This window comes from Xenorhabdus vietnamensis, assembly GCF_002127535.1.
Classification (GTDB): domain Bacteria; phylum Pseudomonadota; class Gammaproteobacteria; order Enterobacterales; family Enterobacteriaceae; genus Xenorhabdus; species Xenorhabdus vietnamensis.
This window is the reverse complement of sequence record NZ_MUBJ01000022.1, coordinates 44,187-59,001: the sequence shown is the minus strand read 5'-3', so window position 1 is coordinate 59,001 and position 14,815 is coordinate 44,187. Positions and strand designations below refer to the sequence as shown.

Annotated in this window: 14 protein-coding genes; 10 read left to right on the top strand and 4 right to left on the bottom strand. The window is 40.3% G+C overall.

The window, feature by feature from the left end:
* Positions 1-26 precede the first annotated feature (26 nt).
* From cbiK to cobT, 7 genes are all read left to right on the top strand, one after another.
* Positions 27-806: a sirohydrochlorin cobaltochelatase gene (gene cbiK, locus Xvie_RS16320; RefSeq protein ID WP_086110245.1), complete on the top strand. Its 780-nt coding sequence runs from the start codon at positions 27-29 to the stop codon at positions 804-806.
* Positions 807-821: 15 nt separating this feature from the next.
* Positions 822-1,565 carry a cobalt-factor II C(20)-methyltransferase gene (locus Xvie_RS16315; RefSeq protein WP_086110244.1) on the top strand — a complete coding sequence of 248 codons (744 nt, stop codon included), beginning with the start codon at positions 822-824 and terminating at the stop codon, positions 1,563-1,565.
* Positions 1,566-1,649: 84 nt separating this feature from the next.
* On the top strand, positions 1,650-3,182 hold the full coding sequence (locus Xvie_RS16310) for a cobyric acid synthase (protein WP_086110243.1): 1,533 nt from the start codon (positions 1,650-1,652) through the stop codon (positions 3,180-3,182).
* A gap of 97 nt (positions 3,183-3,279) precedes the next feature.
* Positions 3,280-3,825 carry a bifunctional adenosylcobinamide kinase/adenosylcobinamide-phosphate guanylyltransferase gene (gene cobU, locus Xvie_RS16305; protein ID WP_086110242.1) on the top strand — a complete coding sequence of 182 codons (546 nt, stop codon included), beginning with the start codon at positions 3,280-3,282 and terminating at the stop codon, positions 3,823-3,825.
* Positions 3,822-4,580, top strand: coding sequence for an adenosylcobinamide-GDP ribazoletransferase (gene cobS, locus Xvie_RS16300; protein WP_086110241.1), 759 nt, complete (start codon positions 3,822-3,824; stop codon positions 4,578-4,580). Before cobU ends, cobS begins: the two co-directional genes overlap by 4 nt.
* 28 nt (positions 4,581-4,608) lie before the next feature.
* Positions 4,609-5,259, top strand: a complete 651-nt coding sequence (locus tag Xvie_RS16295; protein ID WP_086110240.1) for an adenosylcobalamin/alpha-ribazole phosphatase — start codon at positions 4,609-4,611, stop codon at positions 5,257-5,259.
* A gap of 2 nt (positions 5,260-5,261) precedes the next feature.
* Positions 5,262-6,350, top strand: a complete 1,089-nt coding sequence (gene cobT, locus Xvie_RS16290; protein WP_086110239.1) for a nicotinate-nucleotide--dimethylbenzimidazole phosphoribosyltransferase — start codon at positions 5,262-5,264, stop codon at positions 6,348-6,350.
* Between the two features lie 34 nt (positions 6,351-6,384).
* Here the strand turns inward: cobT and Xvie_RS16285 are convergent, their stop codons facing one another.
* The 3 genes from Xvie_RS16285 to Xvie_RS16275 form a co-directional block, all read right to left on the bottom strand.
* Positions 6,385-6,951 (bottom strand): AidA/PixA family protein, encoded by a 567-nt coding sequence (locus Xvie_RS16285; RefSeq protein WP_086110238.1) that lies wholly within the window; start codon positions 6,949-6,951, stop codon positions 6,385-6,387.
* A 692-nt stretch (positions 6,952-7,643) separates the two neighbouring features.
* Positions 7,644-8,114, bottom strand: coding sequence for a hypothetical protein (locus Xvie_RS16280; RefSeq protein ID WP_208612603.1), 471 nt, complete (start codon positions 8,112-8,114; stop codon positions 7,644-7,646).
* A gap of 39 nt (positions 8,115-8,153) precedes the next feature.
* Positions 8,154-9,761 (bottom strand): AMP-binding protein, encoded by a 1,608-nt coding sequence (locus tag Xvie_RS16275; RefSeq protein ID WP_086110236.1) that lies wholly within the window; start codon positions 9,759-9,761, stop codon positions 8,154-8,156.
* Positions 9,762-10,020: 259 nt separating this feature from the next.
* Here Xvie_RS16275 and Xvie_RS16270 point away from each other — a divergent pair, with 259 nt between their 5' ends.
* Together Xvie_RS16270 and Xvie_RS16265 are read left to right on the top strand one after the other, a co-directional pair.
* Complete coding sequence (locus tag Xvie_RS16270) at positions 10,021-10,761, top strand: SDR family NAD(P)-dependent oxidoreductase (protein ID WP_086110235.1); 741 nt, start codon at positions 10,021-10,023, stop codon at positions 10,759-10,761.
* Between the two features lie 159 nt (positions 10,762-10,920).
* On the top strand, positions 10,921-11,601 hold the full coding sequence (locus Xvie_RS16265; RefSeq protein ID WP_086110234.1) for an epoxyqueuosine reductase QueH: 681 nt from the start codon (positions 10,921-10,923) through the stop codon (positions 11,599-11,601).
* A gap of 468 nt (positions 11,602-12,069) precedes the next feature.
* On the opposite strand, the gene Xvie_RS16260 is transcribed toward Xvie_RS16265, so the two are convergent.
* Positions 12,070-12,885 carry a helix-turn-helix transcriptional regulator gene (locus Xvie_RS16260; protein WP_086110233.1) on the bottom strand — a complete coding sequence of 272 codons (816 nt, stop codon included), beginning with the start codon at positions 12,883-12,885 and terminating at the stop codon, positions 12,070-12,072.
* 1,401 nt (positions 12,886-14,286) lie between these two features.
* Here Xvie_RS16260 and Xvie_RS16255 point away from each other — a divergent pair.
* Positions 14,287-14,781, top strand: coding sequence for a bactofilin family protein (locus tag Xvie_RS16255; protein ID WP_086110232.1), 495 nt, complete (start codon positions 14,287-14,289; stop codon positions 14,779-14,781).
* Positions 14,782-14,815 lie beyond the last annotated feature (34 nt).

Genomic DNA, 14,815 nt, shown 5'->3' with positions numbered 1-14,815 from the left:
CAAATAGACCGATAAGGAAGAGCAAAATGAAAAAAGCACTATTGGTTATAAGTTTCGGCACCAGCTATCCCGAAACACTCAAAAACAATATTGAAACCTGTGAGCAGCAATTGGCATCAGTTTTTCCGGACAGGGAACTATTTCGGGCATTTACCTCTGGCATGATCATTCGTAAATTGCGTCAGCGCGATGGCATTCACATTGATAATCCCCATGACGCGCTGACCAGACTACATCACGCGGGCTATAGTGATGTTGCTGTTCAATGCCTGCATATCATTAATGGCGATGAATACGAAAAGGTACTTCGTGAGGTTGAGAAATTCCGTCCCCGCTTTAAACGGTTAGTGTTGGGTGCTCCATTACTCAGCCACTTTAATGATTACCTGCAATTGATGCGGGCGCTGCGCCACCAGCTTCCCCGGCTGGCGGAGAATGAATGTGTCGTCTTTATGGGACACGGCACAACACACCATGCCTTTTCCGCTTATGCCTGTCTGGATCACCTGATGAGCCACTACCATTTTCCGGCACGGGTAGGTGCGGTCGAAAGTTATCCCGAACTTCCCCTAATCATCAAAGGATTAAAAGAGCAGAAGATCCGCAAAGTTTATCTGATGCCATTGATGTTGGTGGCCGGCGATCATGCTACTAATGATATGGCTTCGAATGAAGAAGATTCCTGGAAATCACAGTTGGAGAACGCGGGGATCGTGGCTATTCCCTGGTTACAGGGTTTGGGGGAAAACCCAATGATCCGTCAGATGTTTGTCGATCATCTGGTTTACGCGCTGAGTGATGAATGATGAGGAGAAAGTCGAATGAACGGAAAAGCAAAAGCAGGAAAACTGTATGTCATGGGCGTTGGCCCCGGTGCCAGTGACCTGATTACTGTACGGGCGGCGCGTATTCTTTCTGAGCTTGATGTGATCTATACCCCAACGGGGAAAAAAGGTGCCCAAAGCCTCGCCCATTCCATTATTGAAGAATATCTTTCACCGAAAACCGAAGTCTGTACTTATCATTTTTTAATGAAAGCTGACATGGCAGCAAAAAAAGCTGTGTGGAATGAAGTGGCGCAAACCTTGAAAGAGGACGTGATCAGCGGCAGGAAAGTCGGTTTTATCACTTTGGGAGATCCCATGCTGTTCAGCACATGGGTATTTATTTTGGAACGGATGAACTCTCCATCATGGTTGGAAATTGTACCGGGGATCACCTCATTTTCAGCCATTTCCGCTGTCAGCATGATGCCATTGGCGATGGAAGATCAAACCTTGGCGGTCATTTCCTGTACCGCTTCTGAAGCCGTCTTAGAGCAAGCATTGCTCAACCACGACTGTATTGTCCTGATGAAAGTGTATTCACGTTTTCCCCTGATACGTGATCTATTGCATCGTCACAATTTATTGGAACATGCACTGATGATGGCAGATGCCACTTTACCGACAGAACGGTGTTGGCGCGATCTTGCCACACAGCCCCTTAGCGAAAAAGGTTGGGAGAACGAGTTATCGTATTTTTCAACGATTTTGATTAATAAAAACTGGAAATTATCAAAGTGAGTAATACAAAGCAGGATCGAATATGCGCTGACATGGGTAGATGATCAAAAATATGCATCCGCAAAATAATAAGGAAAAAATACAATGGCGTTATCGCTGATGGTTCAGGGAACAGCATCTGATGTAGGCAAAAGTGTGCTGGTAGCGGGGTTTTGTCGAATATTTTCACAGGATGGTTATCGTTGCACTCCCTTTAAATCCCAGAATATGGCACTTAATTCAGGGATTACCGCAGATGGTAAAGAGATGGGACGGGCGCAGATATTTCAGGCAGAAGCCGCAGGGATTGCGCCGGATGTGCGCATGAATCCTGTGCTGTTGAAACCCACCAGCGATCGCAAGGCTCAGGTGGTTTTTATGGGGAAAGTGATGTGCAGCATGAATGCAGTGGAATATCACGAATATAAGCCCCAATTGCTCCAGCAGATTTTGATGGCATATAACGGATTGGCGGCAGAAACGGACATCATGGTATTGGAAGGGGCAGGCAGCCCGGCAGAGATTAATCTGCGTGATCGCGATATCGTCAACATGGGCATGGCCGAATTGGTGGATACACCTGTAATTCTGGTGGCAGATATTGATCGTGGTGGTGTGTTCGCGTCCATCTACGGTACCTTGGCTTTGCTCAAACCTGAGGAAAAAGCCCGGATCAAGGGAGTGATCATCAATAAATTCCGCGGTGATGTGTCTTTGTTGCAATCAGGAATCGATCAGATCGAAGCCTTGACTCAAGTACCGATATTAGGAGTTTTGCCGTGGCTGGATCTCGATCTGGAAGATGAAGACAGCGTTGCCTTGCAGGTGGGTAAATATGATCAGCAGAAACAAAAAACAGAAGATTGTCTGGATATTGCTGTCATTCAATATCCCCATATCGCTAATTTCACGGATTTCAATGCGCTGGCTGTTCAACCGGATGTGCATTTGCGTTATGTCTCCGAGCCTTCTGAACTGCAATGTGCTGATCTTATTATTCTTCCCGGCAGCAAGAATACTTTGGGAGATTTGGCATGGTTGAAAGCTCAGGGGTTTGATCAGGCAATTATCAAGGCCCGTCAGGAAAATATGCCGATTATCGGGATCTGTGGGGGGTATCAAATGTTGGGTAAGCAGATCGTGGATGCAGTGGAATCCGGCTTAAACCAAATGACAGGTTTGGGATTATTGGATACTGAAACAACATTTGCCAGTGAAAAACAGACCGCACAGGTCAGGGGCATCGTGGTGCCTGCATTATCAGGTATGTTGAAATTATGCAGTGATCAACCGATTGCGGGTTATGAGATTCATATGGGAACTACGCGGCTTGGTGAGCGAGCCGCGCCTTTTGCCAAAATGCATTTGCATAATGGCGAAGAGAAAATCTGGTTTGATGGTGCTGTTGCTCAGGATGGTTTAGTGATGGGAAGCTACTTGCATGGTTTGTTTGATCAAAATACGTTCACCCGTCCACTATTAAACCAATTGCGTATAAGAAAAGGCTTCGTTCCACTGGAAAATGTTGCCTTTAATTATGTCTGGCATAAGGAAAAACAGTTCAACATATTGGCTGCCAGTATGCGTGAGCATCTGAATATCTCACGGATTTATCAATTAATGAATGAACATAAATAATGTCTTATCTCAAATTACCAAGAGAGAATTTAGGTAAAGTAGAGCATTATTGTGGTGTATTTCTGTGAGATAACATTTTGCACGATGGAGTCATGCCATGATTCTGGTAACAGGTGGTGCCCGCAGTGGCAAGAGCCGCCACGCTGAGCGCCTGCTTGCTGAACAATGCGAGCAGGTATTGTATATCGCTACGGCGCAGGTCACGGATGATGAGATGGCGGCTCGTATTGAGCAGCATAAACAGGAGCGTCCGGCACATTGGCGAACTTGGGAAGGTCATCAGGATTTAGGTTTTGTCATCCGCCAGCACCGCCAGCTCCAAGAGGGCGTTATAGTAGAATGTGTCACCACATTGATTGCCAATTTATTGTTTGATCTATCGGGCGGTATATCACCTGATGAACTTGATTTCGCATCATTGGAGGTGTTTATTCATCATCAGCTCGATGACCTGATTGATGCCAGCTTGATGTGTCCGATGCCGGTGTGTTTGGTGACCAATGAGTTAGGAATGGGCATCACACCTGAAAATCGTTTGGCACGCCATTTTGTCGATATTGCCGGGCGTGCTAATCAAAAACTGGCACGGGCTGCGAAAGAAGTCTGGTTGATGGTGTCAGGCATTGGAGTGAAGATTAAATGAAACCGCATCTTTTTTGGGCCACATTACAGTTTATGACACGGCTTCCGATCCCGGAAAAATGGGCAGAAGGCATCGATTTTCGTCATTATTGGCGGGGAGTTCCTTATTTCCCGTTGGTCGGGTTGATTATTGGTTGTTTGGCTGGCCTGCTATCACTTGCTGTCAGTCAGTCGGGTGGGGGAATGTATATCGGTGCGATTGGTTATGTGCTGGCTTTGGCTTTTTTGACCGGAGGATTGCATTTAGATGGGTTGGCTGATTCTTGTGATGGGCTTTTTTCTGCTCGCCAACGCGAAAAAATGCTGGAGATCATGCTTGATAGCCGGCTCGGTACTTATGGTGGTGTCGGGTTAATTTTCTGTATTGTCACCAAAATATTAGCTGTCGTTGAATTATCTTATCATCCCCCTTTTTACTTGTTTGCTTTGCTGGTGTGTGCCCCGATTGTTGGGCGCACAGCCGTGGTGCTTTTAATGTATAAGCAACCTTATGCCCGTGAAAGTGAGGGTATGGGAAGCAGTTATATTGGCAAAATTACTCCCTCTGCAACTGCGCTGACTTTGTTGGGTGGTGCTGCATTGGTGATGGTATTAGGAAACTGGAAAGCCTTATTGGCAATGATGGTGTCATTGCTTGTGATTTATGGTCTTGCTCTCTATTTCAATTATCGTCTTGGCGGGCAAACGGGCGATACGTTGGGGGCTTCCATTGAAGTGGGAGAAGTTACTTTTTTGTTGGCGATGATTTGGCAATAAACAAAGTCAATCTGGAGAAAATAATCAGATGCGATTGTTTCTCGTTCGACATGGGCAGACACAAGCCAATATTGATGGTGTTTTTTGTGGCAAAACCGATTTGCCTTTGACTGAAATTGGGGTGCAACAGGGACAACAAGTCGCTGTGGCACTGAAAAATATCACTTTTCAATCTATCCGCTGTAGTGAAATGCAGCGAGCACAACAAACAGCGCAAATCATTTCCCAATCAGACATATCAAATGGATCAAACATAACTGAATCAAACATAACTGGATCAAACATAATAAGTGATCAGCGTCTTAATGAGTTGAATTTTGGGGGCTGGGAACTGCGTCATCACGAAAACATTGCTAATGAGGAACCACAGGCTTGGTCACGTTGGTTATCAGACTGGCAAAACGGTTGCCCAACCGGAGGAGAGCCATTCCGGCATTTTTCAGCACGGGTGGAGGAATACATTGAAGAGTTGTGTTCTGCGACTGCTTTGGCAAATCATCTGATAGTTGCTCATCAGGGAGTTTTAGGCGTGATGATTGCCAAATTGCTTAAATTACCGATAACCGCCATGTGGTCTTTTCCCTTCCAGCAAGGCGCTTACAGTATCGTTGATATTCATGCGGAATTTACCATTTTGCGAGTATTCAATGCCCGGACAGAATTCTGGCTGGAGCAATAAACATGGCACTACAATCGTTGATTGATGCGATCCAGCCTTTGAATCAGGAAAATATGGCAAAAGCAGCACGACATATTGACAGCCTGCTTAAGCCATTGGGGAGTTTGGGGCGTCTTGAAGAATTAGCAATACATTTATCTGGTATGCCGGGTATTTCAAGTCTGAAAAACCTGCAAAAAGAGATTATTGTCATGTGCGCTGATCATGGGGTGTATGACGAAGGTGTGGCTATTTCACCTAAAAACGCTACAGCTATACAGGCACGCAATATGTTAAAAGGGTTAACTGGTGTTTGTGTACTGGCTAAAAACAGCAGAACGCATGTTTTACCTGTGGATATTGGCATTGATTGTGATCCAATTGAACAAATGCTCTCTCTTAAACTCGCGCGGGGTAGCGGTAATATTGCCCAAGGTGCCGCGATGGATTACGAACAAGCTGAAATGTTGTTGCTGGCAAGCGCACAATTGGTACAACAGCGCATTGCAGAAGGAATAACGGTATTTGGCATTGGCGAGATGGGTATTGCCAATACGACTTCTGCTGCTGCGGTTATCAGTGTCCTGACAGGAAGTGATCCCTGTGATGTGGTGGGGCTGGGCGCTAATTTGCCTCTTGAGCGACTGATGCATAAACAATCCATTGTACGGCGGGCTATTGTCATCAATCAGCCGGATAACAAAAACGCGATTGATGTGTTGGCAAAGGTGGGAGGGTTTGAGCTTGTAGGCATGGCTGGCGTGATTCTGGGGGCGGCTGCGGCTGGCGTACCAGTGGTACTTGATGGTTTCTTGTCGTATGCGTCAGCATTGGCTGTGTGTCAGATATCCCCCATTGCACGGGATTATTGTATTCCGTCCCATATGTCAGCAGAAAAAGGTGCGGCGCTGGCGTTACAGTATTTGAATTTGCAGCCATATTTGAATTTGGATTTACGGCTTGGTGAGGGTAGTGGTGCAGCTATTGCAATGTCCCTGATTGATGCTGCCTGCGCAATGTATTGCCATATGGGAACATTGGCAAGTAGTGGGATACATATCCCTGCACCAAAAACAAAAAGGCCGCATCTAGCACGGCCTTTAAGAATATAAATTAAGCTAAGGGTATTAAGCTAAAGGTATATTGTTAAGACATTATCATTTTCTGATCCAGAATAATGCCCGGCTCCAGAGCAATATAGCCCATCAGAGTCATTTCTCTATAAATTGCGACGACGCACTCATAGTACATGACGCGTGTTGTACCAGGATGAGGCAGGTCAGTGATTGTAGACATCCAGCAGCAACCTTTCATTTGCTGCATCTCTACATTTAATGGATTTGTCATATCGACGACAGGCATGAATGTCATAAAGTTTTTCAAGACATGCATGCCCATCATATGAGTGGTATCGTTATTCATTAAACCCATATTCATCGGCATAGCTTTTACTAAAGCGCAAGAATATAAAGTATCAATATTTAATGTCGTTATATTCCAACGAATAGTATCGCCGACATTAGCCTTAACCATCATGTTCAGTTCATTATCTACTGAAACCAGCATGTCATCTTCAGGCAATATACGAATATACTTATGATATATAGATGATGGATGAAGTGCAGAAGGCTTATTTATATCTTTACTAAGTTTACCGTAATCATTCATAATTTCTTCAGCTTTTACTGCTACTAACATATCAATAGTTCTCATTGTAGTACCCTCATTAGTTAACGTAATTAGCATATTTATATACGCGACAAACATAACACTGGGCCCAACACTTCATCCTATAAGCTGCTTACGGACTATATAATAACAAAAACATATAAAAGCTAAACCATAAAAAGAATCTCATAAAAAAATAAATTTATCATGATAAAATTTATTTAAATTGTATTTTGGACGTATTGGTTATAAATCATGTTTATTAGAATATTTCATGGTATTTTCTTATTTATTTTTCCATGGTTAATGTAGCACAATAAATTGTGTTGGTTAAATTTTCCTTGTAAGTATTTTTATTTTTGCTGTTTATTAAATTTCTATTTTTATCTTTAGTGTCCGTGGGTTATTGTGATGGCAGAAAAGTGTTTGTGAGAAGGTAATATTTTATTACGTTATTTGTAATGTATTAAATGGAGTTGTTTTTTCACTGATTTATATGGTTGTATTATTCAGTATGAATTTATTTTCATCTGATTTATAAATCACTCTATGATATTATTTAATTGAATGCATAATTTTTAATTATAATTGTATTCAATGGCTTCTGAGTCTGTGCACGACTAACCAAGCAGCAACTTGAAAAATTTGAGAGATCAGGAAATATTGCAATGAAGGTCAGGTAAGTTAATCGTGTCGGTTATGCAAAACCTATCTCAAGCCTTACCTGATGTTAATTTTTATTTAATGTACAAAATTAAATCATCGTAAAGGGATTTGTTTTTATCCAATTTTAAATAAAATTGAGGTGCTACAAAATGGTGTGTTTTGCGTAAATAACCCAATGATACCTCTGGTATTTCAATGGCTTTTATAATTGGAATAGCTAAGCCGAAATCATTATCTGCAAAATAATCAAAAACAGATTTTCCATTACCAGGGATGGCTTTTTCTGCGATATCTGAAATTTGTCTGGCAGTTCCTGATATAGGTTCACCAAGTAACATTACTCCTTTTATTGCTTTGACGGGAGTTGTTACATAAATAAAAGCAACGGTATGTTTTCTCCTGAATTTTCGGCGGAATTCGTATTTCTTTTCACCGGATGAAACTTTTTTCCAAGCAGCATCATGCAAACTTAAAACAATATAATCTTCTTGTGTGATGTTATATTTTTGAATTTTTATTTTCATACGATGATTTTGCTCCATTATTATTGATTCATCATTATCGTTTTTATTCTTTTTATATCAATCTCTGACGTACTTTCTTAATTGATCTTTTAAAACTTTACCATTGGCATTTCGAGGCAAGGTTAAGAAAGTATATCCTTTGGGGCGTTTATACCGTGCTACTACTGTACAAATGTAATCATTTAGCTTTTGCTCAGTGATTGATGCATTTTCATCAAGCTCAACAAAGGCATGGGGAACTTCTCCCCAATAAGAATCGGGTTTCGCCACAATGGCAACTGCCAAAACACCGGGGTAACTGGATAGGGCATTTTCCAGTTCAAGGCTGGAAATATTCTCACCGCCGGAAATAATGATATCTTTTTTTCTATCAATGATTTTGATATAGCCATCAGGATCGACGACAGCGAGATCTCCGGTATAAAACCATTCATTAGTGATCTCCGGAGTGACGTGACGTACAGGATCGTAAGCTGCCACAATATTACCGCGAACAGCGATTTCACCAATGGTTTTGCCATCAAAAGGCACTTCCTGTCGGCTATTTTCATCAATCACGCTAACTTGACCCTGCAAATTGGAGGCAATGCCCTGACGCATTCTCTTTAAGATTTTTTCTGATTTTGGCAGTGCTTGCCATTCATGTTTGTTTTCGCAGACAACCACAGGGCCATAAGTTTCGGTCAGGCCATAGACATGCGTTACATTGATACCTACCTCATCCATCAGTGAAAACGCCATTTCTGTAGGTGGAGCGCCAGCAATAAGGCCATAAACGCGGCCAGCAAAATGTTTGCCAGACTTTTGTGCTATCTTGCCTAAAGAATAGTGAACAATCGGCGCTCCACAATAGTGTGTTACGTTATGTTCCTGTATAAGTTGCATTGCTTCCTCTGCATCAAACTTTCTCATGCAGGTGTGTGTACCCGCCCGTGCCGCAATTGTCCATGGGAAACACCAGCCATTGCAGTGAAACATGGGAAGAGTCCATAAAAAGATGGGGTTTTTGGGCATGTCCCAATCCAGAATATTGGAAATGGCATTTAAAAATGCCCCACGGTGGGAATAAACAACCAATTTAGGTTGTCCACTGGTACCCGAAGTGGAATTGATACTAATAGCTGCTTGTTCATCAATTTGAGGAAGAGATAGTGCCTTTGATGAATATTCGGTTATCAGTGATTCATAAGGCATATATTCATATCCGTCAGAATGTATGGGAATAGTTGTTTCGTGTTTATCAACAATAATTATCTTAATTGGATTATTGAAAGTAATATTATTTAATAGAGGAAGGAAGCTTCTATCAATAAATAATATTTTGGGGCTCAGTTTTGCAAAGATAAAATTTAATGTGGCTGTATCTGTTCGGGTGCTCAAGGCATTGAGAATGCCGCCAGATAGAGGGATGGCAAAATGCAATTCAAGTAATTCGTGGATATTTGGTAAAAGGGCTGAGACTACGCTTCCTTTATCAACTCCCATTTGTTGGAGAGAGATAGCAATTTTTTCACAGCGATTGGCATATTGGCGCCAAGTCCAACGTTGCTTTCCATCAATAACAGCTATAGCATTACCATTGCTTAATACAGCTCTTTTCAGAAACAAAATCGGTGATAAGGCAGTACCGGTATATTCATTTAAGAATGAATTATCGAGAGTCATATTTTTCACCTCATATTATTATCTTCTTTAAAAATATTCCCATTATTCTTTAAAAATAATCTTTGACAGAAAAATAATCAATGTCCGGTTAATTTAAGGGGTGATGTTTTTTCATGTAAGTAACATTACTTTATTTTATGTTTTTTAACACGCAGTTTTTATTTATTGAGCTTGCATTAATAAACGTTTGAAAATAAATTGAAAAAATTATATTTGATGTAACAGAAAAACTCTATCAACTAATACAAAAGGAAATGCCATGTTTAATTTAGCGGGAAAGATTGCTTTTATTTCAGGTGGAACCAAAGGTATTGGCAAGGGTATTGCCAAGGTGCTGAAGCAAGCTGGCGCGGTTACCATTATTGCAGGTACTGATGAAGTGAGAGGGGAAGCCATTGCTAAAGAGTTAGCAGTCGATTTCATTCCTCTTGATGTTACTGATCAGGCGGCATGTAAAAACGTGGTTGATAAGATTGTCGAAAAGTATGGCAGGCTCGATATTCTTTGTTCCAATGCAGGTATTTTTCCACAGCATTATCTAAAAGATATGACCGTGGAAGATTGGGATTTAGTGCATTCCGTTAATCTTAAAGGGACGTTTTTCTTAGTGCAGGCGGCGCTGAATATCATGGAAAAACAACGTTACGGGCGTGTTGTTATCACTTCATCAATAACAGGGGAGATAACGGGTATTTCGGGCTACAGCCACTATGGTGCCAGTAAGGCAGGGCAGTTAGGATTCATGCGCAGTGCTGCATTGGAATATGCGGGGCAAGGTATCACCATTAATGCGGTTATGCCAGGCATAATCATGACTGAAGGCTTAACTGCATTTGGTGATGAGTTCCTTAATGATATCAAAGAAACTACCCCAATGCGGGCTTTGGGAACACCTGAAGATATTGGTTATACTGCCTGTTTTCTGGCTTCTGATGAAGCAAAATACATTACCGGGCAAACGATCGTTGTTGATGGTGGGCAGATTCTGCCGGAAGTATAAGAAGGCTGAGTGTTTTTACAAAGACAGATTTTACAAAGATTACCGTACAAAGATTGTCGCAAGACAGTAGAAACAGGTAAGATGCCTATCCAATAAACACAGGGAGGGGAGTTTATCCCCTTCCTGATTTTTTATTGTCTGAATCAGGTAAGAAATATTATGTCACTGAACTATGAGCGTAACCCGCTTCCACTACCAAACGGTCACCAAAAAGTGCTGTTGCACTCATGTTGTGCGCCATGTTCCGGGGAAGTGATGGAAGCAATGTTGGCTTCAGGAATTGATTTTACGATATTTTTCTATAATCCGAATATTCATCCTCTGAAAGAATACGAACTGCGCAAAGATGAAAATATCCGTTTTGCGGAGCAGATGGGCATTCCTTTTATTGATGCAGATTATGATCGTGATAATTGGTTTGCACGCGCGAAAGGTATGGAAAATGAGCCTGAACGTGGTATTCGTTGCACAATGTGTTTTGACATGCGTTTTGAACGTACAGCGCTGTATGCCCATGAACATGGTTTCCCTGTGATTACCAGTTCACTTGGTATTTCTCGTTGGAAAAATATGCAACAGATCAATGAATGCGGTGTCCGTGCGGCTTCTCATTATCCTGATTTAATGTATTGGGAATACAACTGGCGTAAGGGAGGTGGTTCTTCCCGTATGATAGAAATCAGCAAACGTGAAGAGTTTTATCAGCAGGAATATTGCGGTTGTGTTTATTCTCTTAGGGATACTAATCGCCATCGTCTGGCTACCGGTCGTGAAAGAATTAAACTGGGTACGATCTTTTATAGTGTAGATAGCGAAAAGAATGATTGTGAATCGCATTAAATTTTATCAATGTGATTTACTCCCTTTTTAGTATCGAGCCTGCCAGCTATTCCCATATGGCTTGCAGGTAGTAGATATCTTTCTTCGTATTCTGATAAATTTTCAAAAAAAAAGCCTGCACGGGAGCAGGCCATAAGATACGGCAAATATAAAATCCCTGGTGGTGACTTAGAGCTTAGTCGGGTTAGCTCTAAATAGTGATGAGTCACCATAACTATATGTGAGATGAGATGCTGCCGTCCAATGGGTTGCACAGATCAATCAAGGGAGATTGATCGATAAAAACGATCATCCATGATCTATCAGGCATGGAACGTATGAAATAATCAGATAAGGCAGTGTGTTTTGGTTATACATTAGATTAATCGTAGTTGCGGCTTTTCAGTTTGATCTAAAACAGGTTTATATAAAACTGGAAAGCCTTGGTTCATGGGGTATAGAACTAAGTTTTAGTTGCTAAATGCATCATTAATCTTTGCCGTATCTGGCGCGATTAGGTGTACAACCAAAACGTCGGCGATAGCTTTGAGCCAAATAAGATTGGCTGGAAAAACCCGATTCCAATGAAATATCGGCGATGCTCATTTCGCTATTCAGTAATAATTGATGTGCGTAAAGAATACGCTGCTCACTGATCCAAGCCTTGGGTGAAGTCCCATAAACGCTGTTAAAAAGCTCCTTAAAGGAAGTCAGCCCCATTCCGAATTCACGTGCAAAGTCATTCAATCTCCATTCTTTCAAGTAATGAGCTTCCATAAACATTTGCAGGCGTTCTACCTGACGGTTGCTTAATTTCCGCAGGATAGACATTAACAGTGCCCCTTGTTTCCCCAAGGAAAGCAGTAATAATAACTCTTCAACTCTTAGTTGAATCAAGGCCGGTGGGGAATCATGGGCAAGTAAGTTAGCTAGCCCGCGAATGCTTTCCGTCAGCAATGGAAATTGATTAAAAGGAATCAGCCTGTGAGCAGGAAACTCCTGTCGTTCTATCTGACTTAATAATGAGCCAAAACGCTTTAAAAAACTGCGTAAAAACTCCATGTGTAAGGGTAACCATAATATCTGGCAACTTTCCGTATTGGTTTTAGCTGCATAGCTTCCTGGATGGGTAAAAAGGATTTCGTTTGATGTGATGTGATAAGTGTTTATGCAATCTTTCCACACCATTTCACCATTGAGTAAGATATATAACCCTCTTTGTTTATGTTCCAGAATATTGAAATCCGGCATGGTTAATTGGAGCGCGCAAATACTCTTTTGGTTTAAGCCCGTCGTCCTTTTCATTTAATACTCCTAATTTTCCGTATCATGAGTAATCATTCTTTTTGATGAGTGCATGGTGTATTTATTTTATTAATTAATGTGTGAATAAAAAACTCCCCCTATGACACTTGGATTATCTCGATAAAACTTAGTGCCGATTTAAACAGCATTGAAAGCTCTTGATATTTTATGTCTAACATCAATTAAATAATTTTTTGTATTATATATCTAAATAAATATTTGTGTTAGGTTTAAGTGAGGATTTTTGTGATTGAAAATGGTTTGTTTATTTTTTACCTTGTGTTTATTAATGTTTATGTGGTTGCATTCGGATTATTGTTAACACCGGAATAATTTATTGATTTTTATGTGTTATTCCTTATTGGTTTATATTTCTTAAAATTCTTTTTGTTTGAAATATTATAAATTATTTTTATTTTAATTCTTTGATTTTAAGGTGTTTCTTATATTTTGGCTATAAATGGTTTTATGCCTCTATACTTTAATAAGTAAATGTCAATAAATTATGTTTTATAAGCAATGTTAAAGTGTAAGCCAATTTATTTTTTTAATGCATTCCAGTCTTGAGAGGTAAGGTTAACAAAATGGAGGGATTGTAAATTTATTCACTAAGTGAGTTTTAACTAAAAATTATTCATGTATATTCATAATAGTTAACATTAAAACACTATTTGGTTGATTTAAAAATTAGATCATACTTTTTTCAAAGGTAAAAATTAACCTATCCAGATAGACATTTACTTTTTTCATCATCAAGACCAATTCTTATTTAATTGGTTTGTAAGAAAATAGCAATAAATAGGATGGCTATTTAATTGGGTTATCTAACCTCCTGCGTTAAGTATTCCTTTGTCATCACACTACAACCAGAAACCTAATGTCCCTAATATGATATGGATTTATTAATGCTTTGTGTTAGTTGTTATGAAATTATGAAATTATATGATTTTTGTAACTGAAAATAGGAGATTAAATTTATCTTGCTGGATTTTATTATTTAATAAATGTGAGATAATTCGATGGCTATTTAGAGGATTAAACTCAAATGAGAGCTTTATCCGTGTAATAACGCTATAAATGCCTCTGTTATAGTTTGGTAGATTGTTTTTTATACTTGTACAATGATGGAATGTGTTTTCACGGCCTGTTTTCTATTACCTGCTAAGGCATATGCATAGATATATTTGCTGATGAAATATAAGAAAAAACTACAAAAACGAGAAAAATATGAGAAAGTATCGTTTTGCAGATAATGCTTTTTTATACAGTGTATGGTTTCTTTGGGGAATTACATTGGGACTATATCTGTATGGTGCTCATGTTAGTTGTGCCATAACAGCAATTTTATCTTTTTTAGCCTTAGTGTTTTACTTTACGAATATGAAATTGAGAATAAACGCTATGTTTGGAAAAAAAACAACAGAAGCACCAGTTATCAGTTCTACAACATCAGCTATGGGCATAAAGCCTGAAGAGAAAAAATTACCTGAAGCTGAGATTCGCCCCAATACCATTATTGCAAAAAACTCTGTATTCAAGGGTGATATAGAAATGGAAGGGGATATTCAGATCTGGGGTAAAGTCATTGGTAATATCCATGTTAAAGGTGGTGCTATTCGTGTTATGCACGCTGGCAAAGTGGAAGGTGAGCTGAATGCACCTGAAATTATCATTGATGGTCATGTTGAAGGTACATGCTGTGCGGAAACATTGGATATCCTCGAGCATGGCGAGTTACGAGGCATTAGCCGTTGCGGCAGTATGTCAATTCGACGTGGCGGGCTATTTGTTGGTCAGTCTGAACAGGTTGAGAATAAGAAAAAATCAGAGATGGAGCGGGTTGTTTCCATAAGAGACAATCAAGGCGATAAATCAAAAGCAAAAAACAGTGCTTGATAACCGCTTTTAAAATAAAAACTCAAGTTTTACT

Bases quoted from the DNA above. Each gene is read 5' to 3' on its own strand.
- cbiK (WP_086110245.1), top strand. From the start codon at position 27: ATGAAAAAAGCACTATTGGTTATAAGTTTCGGCACCAGCTATCCCGAA.
- Xvie_RS16315 (WP_086110244.1), top strand. From the start codon at position 822: ATGAACGGAAAAGCAAAAGCAGGAAAACTGTATGTCATGGGCGTTGGC.
- Xvie_RS16310 (WP_086110243.1), top strand. From the start codon at position 1,650: ATGGCGTTATCGCTGATGGTTCAGGGAACAGCATCTGATGTAGGCAAA.
- cobU (WP_086110242.1), top strand. From the start codon at position 3,280: ATGATTCTGGTAACAGGTGGTGCCCGCAGTGGCAAGAGCCGCCACGCT.
- cobS (WP_086110241.1), top strand. From the start codon at position 3,822: ATGAAACCGCATCTTTTTTGGGCCACATTACAGTTTATGACACGGCTT.
- Xvie_RS16295 (WP_086110240.1), top strand. From the start codon at position 4,609: ATGCGATTGTTTCTCGTTCGACATGGGCAGACACAAGCCAATATTGAT.
- cobT (WP_086110239.1), top strand. From the start codon at position 5,262: ATGGCACTACAATCGTTGATTGATGCGATCCAGCCTTTGAATCAGGAA.
- Xvie_RS16285 (WP_086110238.1), bottom strand. From the start codon at position 6,951: ATGAGAACTATTGATATGTTAGTAGCAGTAAAAGCTGAAGAAATTATG.
- Xvie_RS16280 (WP_208612603.1), bottom strand. From the start codon at position 8,114: ATGGAGCAAAATCATCGTATGAAAATAAAAATTCAAAAATATAACATC.
- Xvie_RS16275 (WP_086110236.1), bottom strand. From the start codon at position 9,761: ATGACTCTCGATAATTCATTCTTAAATGAATATACCGGTACTGCCTTA.
- Xvie_RS16270 (WP_086110235.1), top strand. From the start codon at position 10,021: ATGTTTAATTTAGCGGGAAAGATTGCTTTTATTTCAGGTGGAACCAAA.
- Xvie_RS16265 (WP_086110234.1), top strand. From the start codon at position 10,921: ATGTCACTGAACTATGAGCGTAACCCGCTTCCACTACCAAACGGTCAC.
- Xvie_RS16260 (WP_086110233.1), bottom strand. From the start codon at position 12,885: ATGAAAAGGACGACGGGCTTAAACCAAAAGAGTATTTGCGCGCTCCAA.
- Xvie_RS16255 (WP_086110232.1), top strand. From the start codon at position 14,287: ATGTTTGGAAAAAAAACAACAGAAGCACCAGTTATCAGTTCTACAACA.